Here is a 16,484-nt window from a genome sequence, read left to right as displayed (position 1 = left end):
GCCGACGCTGCTGGCCAAGGAGCTTTTGATGCTCAATCGTTGGTCGGAAGGCATTGCCGACGGTGTGTGGTTTGCCGGTGGTAATCCGTTCGGTGGTGCGGCCATCGTGCCGGGGCATGGGTGAACTGCTTTTCATGCAGCCCAGTCAGTGGGAGCTGTCGGCAAAAGAGCGGGACACCGCGGGCGAGGTTCGCATCAAGCAGGCCGAGCGCGCCGGCATCAAGAAGGCTGTGAGTTACCGGTAGTTCGGAATCCTCTGGCCCGCCGGGAGCACCGGCGCTCGTTGCGGGCCCGGGCCGATCCGCAGCGGTCGGCGGGGATGCCGATACCTGGTGGATGTCGCCTCCCGCATGGAAACCGGTGCGGTGATGGCGGCGGTGGTGTCGGGCTGTTCGCGGCCCTTGGCCCGGGATTAATAGTTCGGGATCGGCAGAAAGAGCCCCTTCGGGTGAATACAAGTCAAATCAGAGACGTCGCTGCGGCAGAGACTGCTCCGGCGCCTTACTCGACGGACGGCACGGACTTCAGGGGTGCGCTGAAGTACTACTACGGTGTTGCGCTGAAGAAGTTCGCCAAGTGGGGCATTCCTTGGGTAATTCTGTGGGCGCAGATGTTCGCGTGGCCGATGGAGTACCGCGGGTACATGCTGCCGTTTTCCATCGTCGGAATGATCGGATTCGTGTTCACGGTGTTCCTTTTCGGTGGACGCATGCGGCTGACCTGGAGGTGCTCCCGTGTCTTCCGCGCATACCCCCTCGTATTCCGCGGACCTGTGGAGAAGGTGAAGCTGGAAAGGCCTCTGAGGTTCCACTTGCGGTTCGGCAAGCAGGCCGAACAGTTGCCGACGCTGCTGGCCAAGGAGCCCTTGGGGCTCAATCGCTGGCCGGAAGGCATCGCCAACGGCGTGTGGTTCGCCGGTGACGATCCGTTCGGTGGTGCGGCCATCGTGCCAGGCACGGGTGAGCTGCTCTTCATGCAGCCCAGTGAGTGGGGGCTGTCGGCAAAGGAACGGGACACCGCCGGCGAGGTTCGTATCAAGCAGGCCAAGCGCGCCGGCATCAAGAAAGCCGTCTCTTACCGTTAGCTCGACAAGCCCCGAACCTGGCGAGTGCCGCGCCGCGGTGGGCCAGGATGCTTCTTTCCGTAGGCATCACTGGCCCAGGGCGCCGCGGCACTCACCGTGTGGCGGCCCGCCTGACCGTGAAGGTGCCGCGTCGGGCCGTTCCGGCAGGAGAATCAGTAGGGGTAGCGAGGGCTGACCTCCATCAGCTCGCTGCCGTCCGGGAGAGCGAGGACGCCGTGCTTCTCGGCGTCCCCGGCGTACCAGGCCCCCTGCTCCATGGCCTCCGGCCAGCGGCGGCGGTGGACGATGCCGCGGGCCGACATGATGTCGCTCGACTTCGACGGCTTGGTCATGGTGCTCAGCTGGAGCTGGATGGGCACACCGCTCGCGTCCTTGACGAGAGGCTGCCTGCGCGCTCCGGGAATCGGTTGCCACGGGTGCGCTTCGAGGATGCGTCGGATGCGCTTGGAGGAGCGCAGGGCGCCGACGTAGAGGTAGAGGAAGGTGAGGTAGACGAAGAGCGCCAGCGTCAGGATCAAGCCGAGTGTGTCTTCTGGCTTCCCGTTGGCGGAGGGAAGAGAAATGACGTCGAATCCGTGGAGCAGGCTGAGCGCGATGAACACCGCCACGAAGAGGAAGGTGGCGGCGCTCAGGCGCATGATGACCGCACGCCGGGCCTTGGCCCAGGCTGTGCGGGTTCCTGGGTGGACGAAGGCGACCTCGTCCAGGTTGGCTTGAGCTTCTCGACCTTCCACTGGCGCTCCGTGCACGCCGATCCTCCCGTTACTCACCACACGTTGTCCCCTCGCTCCTGTCGGCAGGCAGCCCGCGAGGCGGACATGGAGATTGCCGTCCGACTTTACTCGGACTTGGACTCGGACTTGGTCTGCGGAAACCTGGCCTGCCGAGGTCTGAGCAGTCGAGGTCTAACTCACCGCGCCAGGTGGGCAGCCGTCCAAAGTGAGCACCCCCCTCTTACTGACCCATCAGGTGGCATACGTATCGGCCAACTCACGGGAACCTCAGCTCACTTCAGACTCTTGTACGATCATTGCCTGTTCGAACTAACGATGCTTCAGGCGTGGGCGAGGCGCAGGGGTCTGCATGGGTGTCACACTGCCGGGCTATCTGGACGAGGCCCTGGACCTGATCGGTATCAGCTGGCCCAACGTCGACGAGGACGACTACCGCGAAATGGCGACGGCCATGCGGGAGTTCGCCGACGACGTCGATGACGGCGCCGCCGACGCCCACGCGGCGATCATGGACCTGATCGGGAGCAACGAAGGCCTGGCGGTGCAGGCGCTCGAGGCGCACTGGGGCAAGGTCAAGGGCACCCACCTGACCAACCTCGCCGAGGCGGGCCGGATGGCGGCGACCGCGCTGGACGGCGTGGCCGTGCTGATCGAGGGCGCCAAGGTCGCCGCCATCGCCCAACTGGGCATCCTCGCAGCCGAGATCGCCGCGGCGATCGCCGCCGCCCCGGTCACCTTCGGGCTGTCGACGCTGGGCGGCATCGCGGGCACCCAGGCCACCCGGATCGCGGTCAAGCATATCTTCGAGGAGGTGGCCGAGGAGGTCGTCACGCGGGTGGTCGAGGTCGCGATGGGCCCCGTCTACCAGGCCCTCGGGTCCATGGCCGGCGACCTGGTGGTCCAGCTGGGCGGCAACGCCCTCGGAGTGCAGAAGGGCGTCGACCTCGGCCAGACCGCTCAGGCGGGCAAGCAGGGCCTCAGCGACGGCGTCGACAGCGCCAAGGCGGGTCTCAACGGCTCGATGGCCCTGGCCAGCGCGGACGGTGGCGGAGGCTCCGGAGGCGGGGGTGGCGGCGGCGCGGGCGGCGGCAGCGGTCAGTTCAGCCTGGACCCCGACGCCTACGACAGGGCGGGCACCCAGCTCAAGGGTGCGGGCGGCAAGCTCCGTGACGGAGCGGGCGGCAAGATATCCCGTGCCAAGACCACGCACGGCCGCACCAAGGGCAAGGACCCGATCGCGGACGCCGCCAACGCCATGCTGGACACGGTCATCGACGGCATCGAGCGGGGCGTCAAGAGGTCCGCCGATCACCTCGACGAGAACATGACCGGCGGCCTGAAGAAGATGGCCAAGAACCACCAGGACAACGACAACGACACCGCCCTGTCCTTGGCCAAGCTCCGTGAGCGCGCCGGCAGTACGCCCATGTACCTCATGAGTGACGACGGAACTGTCAGGCGCCTGCACTCCGACGGTAGGCGTGCGGATCTGACCGACGAGGACAGACAGCGCATCGGCCTCAAGTTCGGAGGCGACGGCGACAACGTCGGCCGACCAGTGGCAGGCGAACCGAGCCTGAAGCTCCACGGCAAGGAAAAGCCGCGTCCCCTCAGTAATTCGACGCGTGTGGAACTCGGCAGCACACCGCTGTCCCGAGCCGTGCAGCTGGCCCGGCACGCGGACGGGAGTTACGGCAACCACAAGCAGGTCAACGGGCAGGACAAGTTCGAGAGCAACAACTACGCCGCCGCACGCCTCAAGAACGCCAACGACGACGGCGACTTCGTCCTCGTCGCCCGGAGCTCGGGATTCCGTCACTCCGAGCGAATGATCGGCTTCCCGGTCCTCAGGGACGGGGCGGGAGGCCGCATGACCGAGCTGTACACGGAAAGAGCCCCCTGTTCCTCCGCCCCGAACTGCAGCGCGTGGATGAAAGAAACGTTGCCGCACGTCGATGTGAGCCACAGCATCGAATACGGCTCCACGCGCGAATCCAGAGCGCAGGGGAACGCGGAAATGATGAATTACCTGGACCGTCTGAAATCGAACCGGAACAGATGAGATCGAACCGGAACAGATGAACCCGGTGTTCCTGTACTCCTTGCACTCCCCGTATTCCTTGTTTTCCTTGTTTTCCTTGTTTTCCCCGACACGGAGCCGCTTCGGTGCTGCTGCTAGCATCGGACGCTCCCATCGTTCGCGAGTCAGGCAGGTCACGACATGACACCCCCCATCGACCGGGAAACGCTGGAGACCGAGTTCGGTCCGGAAGAGCTCACGACGTTTTCCGAGGAAGCGGTGGCGAACATCCGGCATGAGCCGAGTGTGCACTTCCTGCGGCACGTCGGAATTCCGTCACGCCCCAATCCATGGTTCGATCTCGTGGACGGGACTCCGGAGCAGGCGAGGTCGATGGGCGCCGCTTACGACGACCTCCGCGAACGATGGGACAACCTGCCCGAGGGTGCCGAGAACTGGCTTCTGCTCGGCATGATCCCCTACGACGACATTGCCCTGGACGGGGTCACGGGAATCGTTCACTGCCTTCCGGCCGACGAGTCCGAGGCATATCCGCTGAACAAGGATCTCCCTTCCTTCGCTCACTTTCTCTACCTGCTGGAGAAGGAGCGTCCGAACTACGATTTCGAGTCGGAGCAGGAGGAACTCGACATCGATGGCGCGGTGCGGCGTCTGACGGAACAAATGAGGGAGATCGACCCGGAAGCCCTGGAAGTGAGCCATTCGCGCTGGCACGACATTCTTGAGTATGTGGAATACCCCGAGGCGCGGTAGTTCGACCCCGCGGCTTCCCTGGGTGGAATGGCCTCTGAGGCTCTGTCGATCGTCATCGTCAGCAGCATCGTCAGCAGCATCCGTATCCGTATCCCCAGAGAAACACTCGTGAGCTACAGCAACCAGGGATGGGCCCAGCAGCCGCAGCAGCCGCAGCAGCCAGGGCAGCCGCCGCACCCCACGCCCCCTCCCACAGCGAACACCTCGATCGACCTCGAGATCAAGAACAGAAGGCTGCGCACGTACGACCGGGTCAAGGCGGGGGAGCAGACCACCACCATCCGGCAGGCGGACCCGAACCACCCGGGCGCGAACCGCCCGCAGGGCAACCCGCTCGCATACGTCCACGTGCCCCAGGACGTCCCCAAGGGAGGGCGCACGGCACGGCCGCCGTTCACCGTGACCGGCCTGAACGGCGAGCTGTTGTGCTCGGTCAGGTCCGTCGGCGGGGGCGGGGGCGGGGGCACGTACGACGTGTACGGCGGCGACGGCGCGGTCATCGGCCGGATCACGCGGCACGGCGGACGCCTGCTGCCGGCGCCCCGCCGTGTGCGCTGGACCATGGGGTCGGCCCATGGGGGCGAGCCGCCGGCCGGGAAGGTCGGGACCGTGAAGGGGTGGGTGGCGTGGACGATCCTCGGCCTCCCGCTCTACGGCGTCGCCTGGGCGATCGGTGCGGCCCAGGGACTGCTCCTGCTGCTGATCGGGGACAAGGAAGAGGCGAAGAAGGAATCGGTGTGGGACCTGGAGCCTCCGAACAGCACGGAGTGGCGCGCCTCCGCCGATCCGGCTGTCGTCCTCGAGTACCGGGGCGGCGGCATCTACCGACTCACCCCGTCGCGGCTGGACCACCGGCTGGCCTATGCACAGGCCGTGCTGCACATATGGGACCGCGGCACTCTGTGAACGTCGCTACGCACGTCACTGCGCACGTCTCTGTGAACATCACATGGAGAACACCACAGGTTGGTGACGGCGAACGTCCCCGAGTACCCCGGAACCTGCCCCTTCGATAGCCTGCACGGCGGTGTGACGCGATCACGACTACGGGGAGGCGAACGGGGATGGCGGACTTCCAGATCGATGTCGATGGCATGAAGAGTCTGCTCAACAGGCTGGACCAGGTGGACGACCGGATGCGCGGCGCCCAGCAGCGGCTCAACAAGGTGGGCCCGAAGGGACTGGGCACGGACGGCCTCGACAACGCCTGCGACAGCTTCCAGGACGACTGGGGCGACGGCATCAAGCGGATCGCGGACGCCTCCAAGCAGCTGCACGAGGGGCTCAAGAAGACCCTCGAGTCGTACCAGTCGACCGAGCAGGACCTGCAGAAGGGCTTCAGCCAGAAGTAGCCCTGGCAGTGCACCACCACCGACGCTCCGACAACTCGCACACAACGGGGAGAAGACGATGGGGATGTTCGACGATCCCAACTGGCCCGGTCTGAAGTTCAACCCGGCCAAGGGCGACCTGCACACGATCGAGTCACTGGCGTACGACGTCAAGACGGTCGGCGACGAGCTCGACGAGCTGCGCGAGATGCTGACGAGCATCGGCAAGACGGACGGAGCGTGGGAGGGCGAGGCCGCCTCCAAGTTCCAGGAGAAGGTCGGTGAGCTGCCCAAGTACCTGAAGCAGGGCCACGAGTCGATGACCGCCTGCGCGAAGGCGCTCAGAGGCTGGCACTCGGAGCTCCAGACCATGCAGCGGCAGGCCAAGAGCCTGGAGGCCGAGGCGGTCGAGCAGCGCAAGCGCCTCGAGGAGAAGAACGGCGCCGTCGACCGGGTCAACGACAAGATCGGCCAGGCGGCGTTCCGTCAGCTCACCGAGCAGGAGGCCAAGACCCTCGAGCAGGAGGCCAAGGCCGCCGAATCCGCGGCGAAACAGGCCGCGTGGGATCTGGAGAGCACCCTCCAGGACGCCGAGGCGCTGCTCAAGTACTGGCAGGAGCAGGCCAGCAAGGCCGAGAGTGCCATCCGTGAGGCCGCGAAGAACCGTCCGCCGGACTTCAGCATCTGGGACAAGGTCACGGACGGGCTGAAGGGCGCCTGGGACGGCTTCAAGGACTTCCTGGTCGACAACGCGGACCTGTTCTCCAAGATCGGTTCCGTCCTGTCCATCCTGTCCCTGGCGACCATGGCCATCCCGCCCGTGGGGGCCGTGTTCGGGGCGCTGGCCATCGGCGCCAGCGCACTCGCTCTGGCCGGTTACGGGATCAAGACGGCCCGCGGCGGAAAGGTCGGAGTGATGGACTGGGTCGGTGCCGGTCTGGGCGTACTGCCGGGTATCGGAGCGGTGAAGGGACTGACAGCGGCAGGGAAGGCGGCCAAAGCCGCAAGTGTGAACAAACCACTCCAGGGTGTTTTCGCCAATGCCCATAAGCTGCCGACTTCGGTCAACGTGGCCAGGGGCATGGCCGACGGCATCCTGTACAACCAGGTGTTGGTGAGGGCCGGCAAGGGGCTGGGCCTCAGCGACGAGGCTCTGGACGTCGGCAGCTGGACGATGCGCGGTACGCAGATGGGTATCAAGGGCGCCGCCCTGGCATACGGCCTGGTGTCGGGGTCGTCGAGCACCCAGGCGGCCAGTGCACCGTCCAGCAACGCGTTCATGTCGGCGGCGGGAGCGGCGTAAACCGATGGACACGATGCTTCCCGGCAGCGGCTCGGCCGACCCCTCGGCCGCTGCCGCCCCGCGCCTGACGTTCCGCGTGCCGCCCGCCTTTTTCGAGCTCCCTGTCCAAGAGGCTCCGGAGGAGCTCGGCGAGGCGCTGGCCGAGCTGGCCCAGGACGTCTACCCGGAGGGGAACGCCGAACTCTGGTTCCAGTACGTGGCGGCTCAACTGCCCTTGGTCATCGAGATGATGGAGGCCGGAGTCAGCTACGCGGGATTCTGTCTGCTCGACCTCGACGGGCGCCGCAGCACGGCGACGGTGACCGCCACTCTGCTGGAGTCCGTGCCGGGAGGGGAGAAGGCGACCGCCTCGAGCGTCGCCGCCGAACTCGCGGGTTCCGGGGATCAAGTTCATGTGGAGACGGTCTGGCTCGCGGCGGGCGAGGCGGTGGCCCGGTTCACCTCGGAGATCACGACTCTCCCCGCGGAGATCACCGATTCCGGCCGGTCGGAGGAGGTGGAGATCGGGAAGATCGCCGTCTTCGTGCCTCTCCGCCGGGACGCGGAGATGGCTCTCTTCGAGCTCAGCACTCCTTGTATGCAGGACTGGGACCTGTACTCCGAACTCTTCTTCAACATCGTGAACACCCTCGAGGTGAACGACGCCGGGACACCGGTCGAGGACCCGCGTCCGCAGCAGTCGGAGGGCGTACCGCCGAGCCGGCCGGAGAGCGTGCTTCCCGGTCGGCCGACGGACGTGGCGGGCGGCGTCGAGGTGCCCCTGCGGACGAAATCCGTGCGAGACGTGTTCGGATGAGGAGCGACGACGGCACCGTCCCCCAGGAGGCATTCGACCTGTTGCAGGTGACAGCAGCTCATCTGGCGGCGGTGCCGGGACTGACCGAGGCGGTGCGGACGATCGGCGCCGACAGGGGCATCGACTACCTGGCCGATGCGGAGGTCGCGGCGATGCTCCATCGCCATCGGATGCTGCTGGGCAGGATGAACTCATGCGGGATGTGGGGTGGCCTGCTGCTTGCTCCCGGTGCGGTCGGAGCCTGGTTCCTGACCGGCACCACCGACTGGGACGACGTCGGCACGGCGGTCGGCCTGATCCTCTTCACCCCTGTGGTGCTCCTGCTCTCCCTCAGCGGGTACCTGCTGGTCCGGGCGTTCTGGTACCGCCGTATATGGCTACGCGGTGGAACTCGCGATCAGGTCAACGGGTATCTTCAGGTCCTGTCGGCAGCGGGACTCCCGCACCACAGTCTCCCCGTGTGGCTGAGGCCGGTCACCGGAAAGAGATGGCGATGACTTCTATGACCGCTGAACCGCTGAACCGCTGACAACTGGGGCCGGGAATCGTGAGTGTCACTGTCTTTAGCGTGCACGCGCAGACCGCGCGTGAGGAAGCACCATCCAGCTTCCAGTGGGTCATCCGGGTACGAGGCGGTGCCCCTGTCCATGTCGGTGGAATGTTCCCGAGGACGGACACGCCGGATGAGCTCGGCCCGAGGTTCACCCTCTATGAGGATCAAGCAGGGCGCAAGCCTCTGTGCTCCGTGGCCCGGCAGACGACCGGGACGAGTCCGCACGGTGGTTTCGCCGTGACGGGCCCCGACGGAAACGTGCTGGGTGTCCTACGGCCGCCTGCCCGACGGAGCCGCTGGCGGCCCCGGTACGAGATGGAACTGCCCGACGGCACGAGACTGGTCGGCCGTGGGGGAACCATCGGTGCCTGGGCTCTGTACGTCGTGCTTTCGCCACTGACGCTGATCTACAACGTGGCGAGTCTCGTCGGGGGATACGGCCTCGACTGGCATCTGCCCACGCGTACGGCGTGGCGGACAGAGGGCGGTCCCGGAGCGGGACGTGCGCCCTTGAGGTTCTACGGCATCACCGACAAGTACAAGGTCCGCACGGCACGCCTGGACCCGCGCGTGGCCTACGCGCAGGCCGTACTGCACTACTGGTCCAGCTGAGCGGGTCCGCGGACAGGACAACGGCGTGCGGGGGAACGACGGCGGCGGTGGCGGTACCCGATGAGGTACCGCCACCGCCGTTTCGTACAGGCTGCTACCAGGTGCCGCTCAGCCGACTCGCGCACCCGCCGCCCGGGCCCGCTCCCGCGCCTCGGGGCTGACGCCGCGCTTGCGGGCCGACATCCGGTCGTCGACCGCCTCGCGCTGTGCCACGCTGAGCAGCCGCCGGGGTCCCGGCACGGCGACGACGCCCAGGAAGCGTGGGTCACCCGCGAACCAGACCTCATCGACCCCGCCGGACCTGACCTTCCGGACCCAGAAGGTGTATCCGCTGCCCAACCAGTCGCCGTAACGGAGCGAGACCTGTTTGTCCGGTTGCTCGGGATCGGCGAAGGAAAATCGGGTGGTGCCGTTCTTCGCGGTCGAGGCGGCTCCTGGGACCGACTGCCAGGGATAGACCCGCAGAACCCGGCGCAGCGACAGAACGCCCGAGAACCTCACGGTGTTCAGCATGGCCACATAGATCAGTACGAACAGGGCGGGCATGAGGACCCAGAGAGTCCACACCGGCGTCATGACCACCACGTACAGCCAGAGCACGAAAGACCCGTAGGAGAGGAGAAAGGTGCACAGCCGGAACGCAGCCGTGCGCCGCCAGGCCCATCGGGTGGCCGTATCGTCGTAAGCCGTCTTCGTCAGGGGAACGTCCACTGCGTTTCACTCCGTAGGGGTCAGCCGAAGACCGCGCGTGTGGACGCCTCGACCTTGGACTCGGGGATCTGGGCCTTGAATTCCTCGGGGAGCGGGTTGTCGAAGCTCACCATCTCCGCCATGCCGCGGTGGATGTCACGGTAGTGCTCACGGGCGTTCACGGCCGTGGTGGTCAGCGTGAGGATGGCGAGGTTCCGCCCGTCCGGGAAAGGCAGGTACGCAGTTGCCTCGTAGAGGGAACGCCGCTGCGAGTCAGCTTCCGCGGGAAGTTCCAACAGGGCTTCGGTGAACGCGCCGGGACCGCAGGGCAGGTCCGCCACGGCCACCGGAAGCGCGTTCTTGCGCGCCGTCGCTGCCTGCACCGCCGCCAGTTTCGGCGGAGTCCAGGGGATCTCGCGCCGGGCGAGGGTGACGACCGACTCCAGCATGGAGCCGTCGTCCGCTTGGTGCGCGCCGATGGAGAAGTGCACCACGCCCTCCCGCTGCATCTCCAGAGTCAGCCCCCGGGCCTCGGCCAGCTGCGCCAGGAAGTCGTCCCGCTTCTCCTCCGGCACCAACTCCAGCAGGGAGTTGATCGCTTCGACCACCCGAGCGCCCTCGGGAGAATCCGGATCGGAGAAGAGGTCGCGGAAGGGGATCTCCACATAGCCAGGTGGCATCGCGAACCACATGTCGCAGTCACGCTGCATGGCCGACTCGTCGATGGCGTACTCGTCCATGTGCTTGTACTCGTCCACGTCGTCTGTCAACAGTTCCACCCCTTCAGTCCTTTCAGTGCGCCGCGCCGAACAGGATCTTCAGAGTCTTGAGAGCGGTGGCACCGTGCCCGGCTCCGTCGAAACTGCCGGCGCGGGCGCCGTCCGCGCCGGTCGCGGTGTTCTCCGCGCCGGGTTTCTTGATGTCCTCCCAGATGTTCTTGGCCACGCCGTAGGTACCCGTGAGCGCCCCGGCTCCGGCGACCGTACGGTCGATGCCCGTCGCCCAGGCGGACGGGTTGGCCGTGCCCTTCACCAACCAGGTGGTCAGCGGGTTCTCGGCGGCGTGGATCCGCTGCGCGGCCAGCCAGGTCTTGCCGCCCGCGCTGCTGAGCCTCTGCCCGAGGGTGAGAGCTTCCGCGCCGGCACTCGCCGATCGAATGGCGCCGTTCACACCGCGCGCCACGGCGCCGACGCCTGGGACCGCGCCGAGGGAGTCCCCGACCACGCCGACCGCGTTGTTCCAGAAGTCGGCGTCGAACTCCCCCTTGGTGAACCCGTCCTTGAGCGAGGCCCGGACCGTCGGGTTCGACAACCGGGTGGCCAACGTGGCCACGCTCGCCGCCGCCGCGACCAGCAGCAGGATCGGACCCACCGGCACCGCGAAGAACAGGGCCGCCAGACCGGCGATCGCCGCGATCGCACCGAGGACGTCGGTGAGGTTGTCGCCCACCCAGTCCATGGTCTTCTCGAACCAGTTCGGCTCCTCCGGCGCCAGCTTGTCCGTGGAGTCCCGCAGGGTGCGGGCCTTGGCGCGGGCGTCGGTGGAGTGGTCCTCCTCCAGTTCCTTCGCACGCTTGACGATGTCGTTGTACGCGTTCCTGGCCTCGGTCACCGCCTCGCGCGCCTTGGTGAGCTCGGCGGTGGCCTTGTCCAGCCGTGACTGGGCGTTCTTCAGCGCCGCGTCGTCGGTGAACGTCTGGCCCGCGAGCTTGAGGTCGGGGTTGGCGGAGGCCGTCTTCTCGTTGCCCTCCGCCGTCTCGATCTTCGTCTTGGCGTCCTTGGCCTGGCCGTCGAGGGTCCTGGCCCGGTCCTGGTAGCCGTCGAGGGCCTTCTGCCACTCGCCCAGCGCGGTGGCGGCCTTGGTGATGGAGGCGTGGGCGTTCTTCAGGTTCGTCGGCAGGGCACCGTCGAGCTGCTCACGGAAGGCGACCGCCGCGTCCCCCTCCCAGGAGCTCCCCGATCGCAGGTTCTCGATCATGCGGTGCGCGTCGGAGATGGTCTGTGCGGACTTCTGGAGTTTCGCCGTCAGGGCCGAGACGACCGAGACGCTGCCCGGTACGGGGTTGAAGCCAAGGTTCGGGTACGGGTTCGCCGTCACTTCCCGCCCCCCTGTGCCGCGGCCTTGGCGAAACCTTCCTCGAGCGCCTTGTCGACCTCTTCGTAGTTGGCCCGGCTCTGGTTCACGCCCTCGGCGAACTTGCCGGTCATCTCCGCGATCTGCTCGGAGCCGTACTTCCAGTGCTCGTGGAACTCGGCGCAGGCCGCGTCCAGCTCCTTGGTGCCGATGCCCTCCGCGGACACGTCCTGCATCAGCTTGCGGACGTTGTCGAGCTCCGCCTTCGCGTTCTCCAGGGTCTTTCTGAACCGGCCCAGTTCTTCGGTGTCGGTCTTGAAGTAGTCGGTCATACGTTCTCCCCGTTCGGTGCGAAAACACAGGGGGTGGGCCGTGAGTTCTGCCCACCCCCAGACCGGAGCCGCCTCAGCTCTCCGGCAGGAATCCCGTCTGCACCAGCTGACCGCTGGTCCGGCGCGAGATGAACTGGCCACGGCCCTGCGGCTGCGGAGTGGCCTTGAGGTTGTTGAACACCGGCCCCTCCGACGGGTCACCGGAGAGCACGATGCCCTGCGCGCCCAGCTCCTTGATCCGGGTGAGCACCGGCTCGAAGGACGACCGCGACGCACCCGAGGTGGTGCGGGCCAGGATGATGCGCAGGCCCAGGTCGCGCGCGAACGGCAGGTACTCCATCAGCACCGACATCGGGTTGCCCATCGACGTGGCGACCAGGTCGTAGTCGTCGATGAAGATGAACGCGTCGGGCTCGCTGTACCAGCTGCGGTTGCGCAGCTGCTCCGGGGTGACGTCCGGGCCGGGCATACGGCGGCTCATCGAGCCGGCCAGCGACTCCAGGACCTCCTGGAGCTGCGGACCCGAGGCGCAGTACTTGTACATGTGGCTCTCGGGGACCTGGCCGAGCAGCGCACGCCGGAAGTCCGACACCACGAACAGCGCCTTGTCGGGCGCGTACCGCTCCGAGACCTGCTTGGCGATGAACCGCAGCAGCGAGGACTTGCCGGACTCGCTCTCGCCGTAGATGACGAACAGCGGGTCGGTCTCGAAGTCCACGAAGACCGGCGAGAGGGTGAGCTCGTCGACGCCGATCGCGATACCGCGGCTCGCGAAGTCGCCGCCCGAGGGCAGCTCGGACGCGGGCAGCATCGTCGGCAGCATCCGCACCTGGGGGGCCTGCGGGCCCTGCCAGGCGTTGTTGATGTTGGCGACGAGGTTCGCCATGCCGTCGGCGAGGTCGTCCACCGTGGTCGACCCGTCGAGGCGGGGCGTCGCGGCGAGGTAGTCCAGCTTGTCCGGGGAGAGGCCGCGGCCGGGCTTGCCCACCGGCACGTTCTCGGCCCGCTTGCGGTCGAACTCCGACTCCATCGCGTCACCGAGGCGCAGCTCGAGACGGCTGAGGATCTGGTCGCGCAGCGCCGGCCGCATCTCGGTGTACCGGGTCGCGGTGACGATCAGGTGGATGCCGAAACCGAGACCGCGGGTCGCGATGTCCGCGATGACCGCGTCGAGCATCTCGTAGTCGTTCTTGAACGTCGCCCAGCCGTCGATGATCAGGAAGACGTCGCCCCAGTGCTGGTCGGGGTAGTGCCCCTGCGCCCGGCGGTTGCGGAACGTGGCCATCGAGTCGACGCCCTTGGCGCGGAAGAACTCCTCACGGGCGTTGAGGATGCCGTGCACCTCCGCCACCGTACGCCGGACCTTCTCCTGGTCCAGCCGGGAGGCCACACCGCCGACATGAGCGAGGTTCTCCAGGGCGAGCATGCCGCCGCCGCCGAAGTCGAGGGCGTAGAACTGCACCTCGGCGGGCGTGTGCGTGAGTGCGAACGACGCGATCATCGTACGGACGAGGGTGGACTTGCCGGACTGCGGGCCGCCCACGATCAGCGTGTGACCGGAGGAACCGGACACGTCCACGTACATCACGTCGCGGCGCTGCTCGAAGGGCTTGTCGACCAGGCCGACCGGGACGACGAGCTTGCCCTGGGCCTGGTAGCCCTCGGCGTGCAGACCGCGCTCCGCGCTGATGGCGAGCGCGGGCAGCACCTGGTCGAGGCTGAACGGCTCGTCCAGCGGCGGCAGCCACACCTGGTGGGCGGAGGGCCCCTGGCCCTCCAGGCGGCCGACGATGACGTCCAGCACGGTGTCGGCGAGCGCGTCGTCGACCTGGTCCGGACGGGTCTCCGGCTCCGGCTCGGCCAGTATCCGCACGGGCACCGGCGCGGCGGTGAAGAGCACCGGCGAGCGGTCGATCCGTCCGCCGCCCTGCACCACCGGCCCGTTCGGCCGGTAGGTGCCCGACACGTACGCGGCCTTGAACTGCACCATCGACTCGGTGCCGTACTTCAGGATGCCCGCGCCGGGGACGTTCGGCAGGTGGTAGGCGTCGGGCACACCGATCGCCGTACGGGACTCCGCCGCCGAGAAGGTCCGCAGACCGATCCGGTAGGAGAGGAAGGTGTCGAGGCCGCGCAGCTTGCCCTCCTCCAGGCGCTGCGAGGCGAGCAGCATGTGCACACCCAGCGAACGGCCGATGCGGCCGATCTGGATGAACATCTCGATGAAGTCGGGCTTCGCGGCGAGGAGTTCGCTGAACTCGTCGATGATCAGGACGAGCGACGGCAGCGGGTCCAGCGGGGCGCCCGCGGCACGTGCCTTCTCGTAGTCGGTGATGTTGGCGTAGTTGCCGGCCTGCCGCAGCAGTTCCTGACGACGCGTCAGCTCACCGGTGATGGAGTCGCGCATCCGGTCCACGAGCGTGAGCTCGTCGGCCAGGTTGGTGATCACCGCGGAGACGTGCGGCATGCTGCCCATGCCGGTGAACGTCGCACCGCCCTTGAAGTCCGCGAGGACGAAGTTGAGCGTCTCGGACGAGTGGGTGACCGCCAGGCCCAGCACCAGGGTGCGCAGCAGCTCCGACTTACCGGAACCGGTGGCGCCGACGCACAGGCCGTGCGGGCCCATGCCCTCCTGCGAGGCCTCCTTGATGTCCAGCATGACCGGCTCGCCGTTCTCGCCGAGACCGATCGGGACGCGCAGCCGCTCGTGCAGCGTACGGGGCCGCCAGGTGCGCGAGACGTCCACGCCCGCCGCGTCACCGATCTGCATCAGGTCGGTGAAATCCAGGTTGGCCAGCAGCGGTTCGTCCGCGTCCGCCGCGCCCAGCCGGAGCGGCGCCAGCTGACGGGCCAGCGACTCCGCCTGCGCCTGCGACAGCACGTCGGGGGTGCCGGTGAACACACCCGTACCGGCCTCCAGCTCCAGGGCGTCCGGGTACACCCGCACCGACAGGGAGCCGCGCGCCTCGTCGAGCTCACCGGGCACCACCTCGAGGATGGTCACGCCCTGGAGGCCCTCCGCGGAGGCGAGGACCGAGTCCGCCGGCACCCCGCCGCCGTCCAGGACGACGACCACGTGCGGCTGGTCCAGCACCGGCTGGCCGTCCCGGCTCCACCGGGGGCGGCCCTCCAGCTGCTGGGCGATCATCTCCTCCAGCTCGCCCAGGTCGAAGCAGATCAGCCGGCGCGTACCGGCGCCGTCGGACTCCTTGTGCTGCATGTGCGGCAGCCACTTGGTCCACTCCCAGTCCACCGCCGCACCCGGCGCGGCCACGACCGCGATCACCAGGTCCTCGGGGGAGTGCAGCGAGGCCAGCTGACCGAGCATCGACCGGGTCTGGCCGTACACGGTCTCCGAGTCGCCGGAGACCGTCACGTGGTAGAAGGAGCGCAGCCCGATGGCCAGCGGGAGTTCGTTGACCGTGCCGTAGCCGGCGATGAACTGCTGCATCGCGTGGGCGGTCAGCGGCTCCAGTTCGTCCACCGGCGCGGTCTCGGGCGCGATCAGCGCCGTCGACAGCTGCTGCGGTCCCAGACCGATCCGCACCTGGACGAAGTCCGGGTCCGTGGACCGCCGTTCCCACAGCCGGGAGCCCTCCGCGACCAGCGCCCACAGCTGCTCGGGCGCCGGGTGGAGGTAGTGCTGCGCGTCGCGCTGCTTGTGCGCGGTGCGCCGCACCTCACGCCGCTTCTGCGCCAGGTACTTGAGGTAGTCGCGGCGTGCCTCGGCCATCTGGCCGGACGGCCCCTTACGGGCCCGCACGATCTGGGCGACCAGCATGGCGACCGTGGACGCCATCATGAGCATGCCCATGATCTTCATAAAGCCCTGAGCGCCCGGCATGAAGAAGAAAGCCGCCGACGAACCCATGCCGAGCATGGGCAGCAGGTTCATCAGCAGGCTGTCGTCCTCGTTGCGAGGCAGTTCGGGAGGTGACTCGAGCTTGACCTCCTCACTCGGCACCTCCGGCGGGAACACCCGCGGCGGGCGCTTGACGATGACGACGCTCACCGATGCACCAGTCCTTCACGCAATCGCAATCCTGAACCGCCCCCGTGGCGCGGCCCCCGTACGCACGTCAACTCGCCGGGCTTTCGCCGGGTCTGCGGGCCGGTCTCGGCCGGGCCCATGAGTCGGGCGTTGATCCTACTGTTCTACGGGGTCATTGAGCCGGGAGGGGA

16 protein-coding genes are annotated in these 16,484 nt (G+C 67.5%); 10 read left to right on the top strand and 6 right to left on the bottom strand.

Features of this window, described 5'->3' with window-relative positions:
• Positions 1-116: 116 nt before the first annotated feature.
• Together IE242_RS38735 and IE242_RS34105 are read left to right on the top strand one after the other, a co-directional pair.
• Complete coding sequence (locus tag IE242_RS38735; RefSeq protein WP_268249527.1) at positions 117-245, top strand: hypothetical protein; 129 nt, start codon at positions 117-119, stop codon at positions 243-245.
• A 203-nt stretch (positions 246-448) separates the two neighbouring features.
• Entirely contained in the window at positions 449-1,084 is a 636-nt protein-coding gene (locus tag IE242_RS34105; protein ID WP_189866401.1) for a hypothetical protein, read from the top strand.
• A gap of 152 nt (positions 1,085-1,236) precedes the next feature.
• Here IE242_RS34105 and IE242_RS34100 read toward each other — a convergent pair whose 3' ends face one another.
• Positions 1,237-1,818, bottom strand: a complete 582-nt coding sequence (locus IE242_RS34100) for a hypothetical protein (RefSeq protein ID WP_189866399.1) — start codon at positions 1,816-1,818, stop codon at positions 1,237-1,239.
• Between the two features lie 349 nt (positions 1,819-2,167).
• On the opposite strand from IE242_RS34100, the gene IE242_RS34095 reads away from it, so the two are divergent.
• From IE242_RS34095 to IE242_RS38245, 8 genes are all read left to right on the top strand, one after another.
• Positions 2,168-3,880: a nucleic acid/nucleotide deaminase domain-containing protein gene (locus IE242_RS34095; protein ID WP_189866397.1), complete on the top strand. Its 1,713-nt coding sequence runs from the start codon at positions 2,168-2,170 to the stop codon at positions 3,878-3,880.
• A gap of 159 nt (positions 3,881-4,039) precedes the next feature.
• Positions 4,040-4,612, top strand: a complete 573-nt coding sequence (locus tag IE242_RS34090) for an SUKH-4 family immunity protein (protein WP_189866395.1) — start codon at positions 4,040-4,042, stop codon at positions 4,610-4,612.
• Between the two features lie 27 nt (positions 4,613-4,639).
• Positions 4,640-5,518: a hypothetical protein gene (locus IE242_RS34085; protein WP_229859802.1), complete on the top strand. Its 879-nt coding sequence runs from the start codon at positions 4,640-4,642 to the stop codon at positions 5,516-5,518.
• A gap of 158 nt (positions 5,519-5,676) precedes the next feature.
• The gene (locus IE242_RS34080) at positions 5,677-5,964 is read left to right on the top strand and encodes a DUF6317 family protein (protein WP_189866393.1); all 288 of its coding nucleotides are present in this window, start codon (positions 5,677-5,679) and stop codon (positions 5,962-5,964) included.
• A gap of 58 nt (positions 5,965-6,022) precedes the next feature.
• Positions 6,023-7,246: a putative T7SS-secreted protein gene (locus IE242_RS34075; RefSeq protein WP_189866391.1), complete on the top strand. Its 1,224-nt coding sequence runs from the start codon at positions 6,023-6,025 to the stop codon at positions 7,244-7,246.
• A gap of 4 nt (positions 7,247-7,250) precedes the next feature.
• Positions 7,251-8,042, top strand: coding sequence for a hypothetical protein (locus IE242_RS34070; protein WP_189866389.1), 792 nt, complete (start codon positions 7,251-7,253; stop codon positions 8,040-8,042).
• Entirely contained in the window at positions 8,039-8,539 is a 501-nt protein-coding gene (locus IE242_RS34065) for a hypothetical protein (RefSeq protein WP_189866387.1), read from the top strand. The genes IE242_RS34070 and IE242_RS34065 overlap by 4 nt, the downstream gene beginning before the upstream one ends.
• 371 nt (positions 8,540-8,910) lie before the next feature.
• Positions 8,911-9,207, top strand: a complete 297-nt coding sequence (locus tag IE242_RS38245) for a hypothetical protein (RefSeq protein ID WP_229859800.1) — start codon at positions 8,911-8,913, stop codon at positions 9,205-9,207.
• Positions 9,208-9,315: 108 nt separating this feature from the next.
• Here IE242_RS38245 and IE242_RS34055 read toward each other — a convergent pair whose 3' ends face one another.
• The 5 genes from IE242_RS34055 to eccCa form a co-directional block, all read right to left on the bottom strand.
• Positions 9,316-9,918, bottom strand: coding sequence for a hypothetical protein (locus IE242_RS34055; protein ID WP_189866384.1), 603 nt, complete (start codon positions 9,916-9,918; stop codon positions 9,316-9,318).
• A gap of 20 nt (positions 9,919-9,938) precedes the next feature.
• A complete protein-coding gene (locus IE242_RS34050) occupies positions 9,939-10,676 on the bottom strand; it encodes a hypothetical protein (protein ID WP_189866382.1) in 738 nt (245 codons plus the stop codon).
• A gap of 13 nt (positions 10,677-10,689) precedes the next feature.
• Positions 10,690-11,994: a putative T7SS-secreted protein gene (locus IE242_RS34045; RefSeq protein WP_189866380.1), complete on the bottom strand. Its 1,305-nt coding sequence runs from the start codon at positions 11,992-11,994 to the stop codon at positions 10,690-10,692.
• A complete protein-coding gene (locus IE242_RS34040; protein ID WP_189866378.1) occupies positions 11,991-12,302 on the bottom strand; it encodes a DUF6317 family protein in 312 nt (103 codons plus the stop codon). The genes IE242_RS34045 and IE242_RS34040 overlap by 4 nt, the downstream gene beginning before the upstream one ends.
• A gap of 73 nt (positions 12,303-12,375) precedes the next feature.
• The gene (gene eccCa / locus IE242_RS34035; RefSeq protein WP_189866376.1) at positions 12,376-16,314 is read right to left on the bottom strand and encodes a type VII secretion protein EccCa; all 3,939 of its coding nucleotides are present in this window, start codon (positions 16,312-16,314) and stop codon (positions 12,376-12,378) included.
• Positions 16,315-16,484 lie beyond the last annotated feature (170 nt).

Origin of the sequence: Streptomyces poonensis, assembly GCF_014650915.1 — a bacterium.
GTDB classification, from domain to species: Bacteria; Actinomycetota; Actinomycetes; order Streptomycetales; family Streptomycetaceae; genus Streptomyces; species Streptomyces poonensis.
Note: the sequence above shows the minus strand (reverse complement) of the source record. Positions and strands in the feature narration are given on the sequence as shown.

Excerpts from the sequence above, each read along its gene's own strand:
- IE242_RS38735 (WP_268249527.1), top strand. The coding sequence starts at position 117 with ATGGGTGAACTGCTTTTCATGCAGCCCAGTCAGTGGGAGCTGTCGGCA.
- IE242_RS34095 (WP_189866397.1), top strand. The coding sequence starts at position 2,168 with ATGGGTGTCACACTGCCGGGCTATCTGGACGAGGCCCTGGACCTGATC.
- IE242_RS34090 (WP_189866395.1), top strand. The coding sequence starts at position 4,040 with ATGACACCCCCCATCGACCGGGAAACGCTGGAGACCGAGTTCGGTCCG.
- IE242_RS34085 (WP_229859802.1), top strand. The coding sequence starts at position 4,640 with ATGGCCTCTGAGGCTCTGTCGATCGTCATCGTCAGCAGCATCGTCAGC.
- IE242_RS34080 (WP_189866393.1), top strand. The coding sequence starts at position 5,677 with ATGGCGGACTTCCAGATCGATGTCGATGGCATGAAGAGTCTGCTCAAC.
- IE242_RS34075 (WP_189866391.1), top strand. The coding sequence starts at position 6,023 with ATGGGGATGTTCGACGATCCCAACTGGCCCGGTCTGAAGTTCAACCCG.
- IE242_RS34070 (WP_189866389.1), top strand. The coding sequence starts at position 7,251 with ATGGACACGATGCTTCCCGGCAGCGGCTCGGCCGACCCCTCGGCCGCT.
- IE242_RS34065 (WP_189866387.1), top strand. The coding sequence starts at position 8,039 with ATGAGGAGCGACGACGGCACCGTCCCCCAGGAGGCATTCGACCTGTTG.
- IE242_RS38245 (WP_229859800.1), top strand. The coding sequence starts at position 8,911 with ATGGAACTGCCCGACGGCACGAGACTGGTCGGCCGTGGGGGAACCATC.
- IE242_RS34040 (WP_189866378.1), bottom strand. The coding sequence starts at position 12,302 with ATGACCGACTACTTCAAGACCGACACCGAAGAACTGGGCCGGTTCAGA.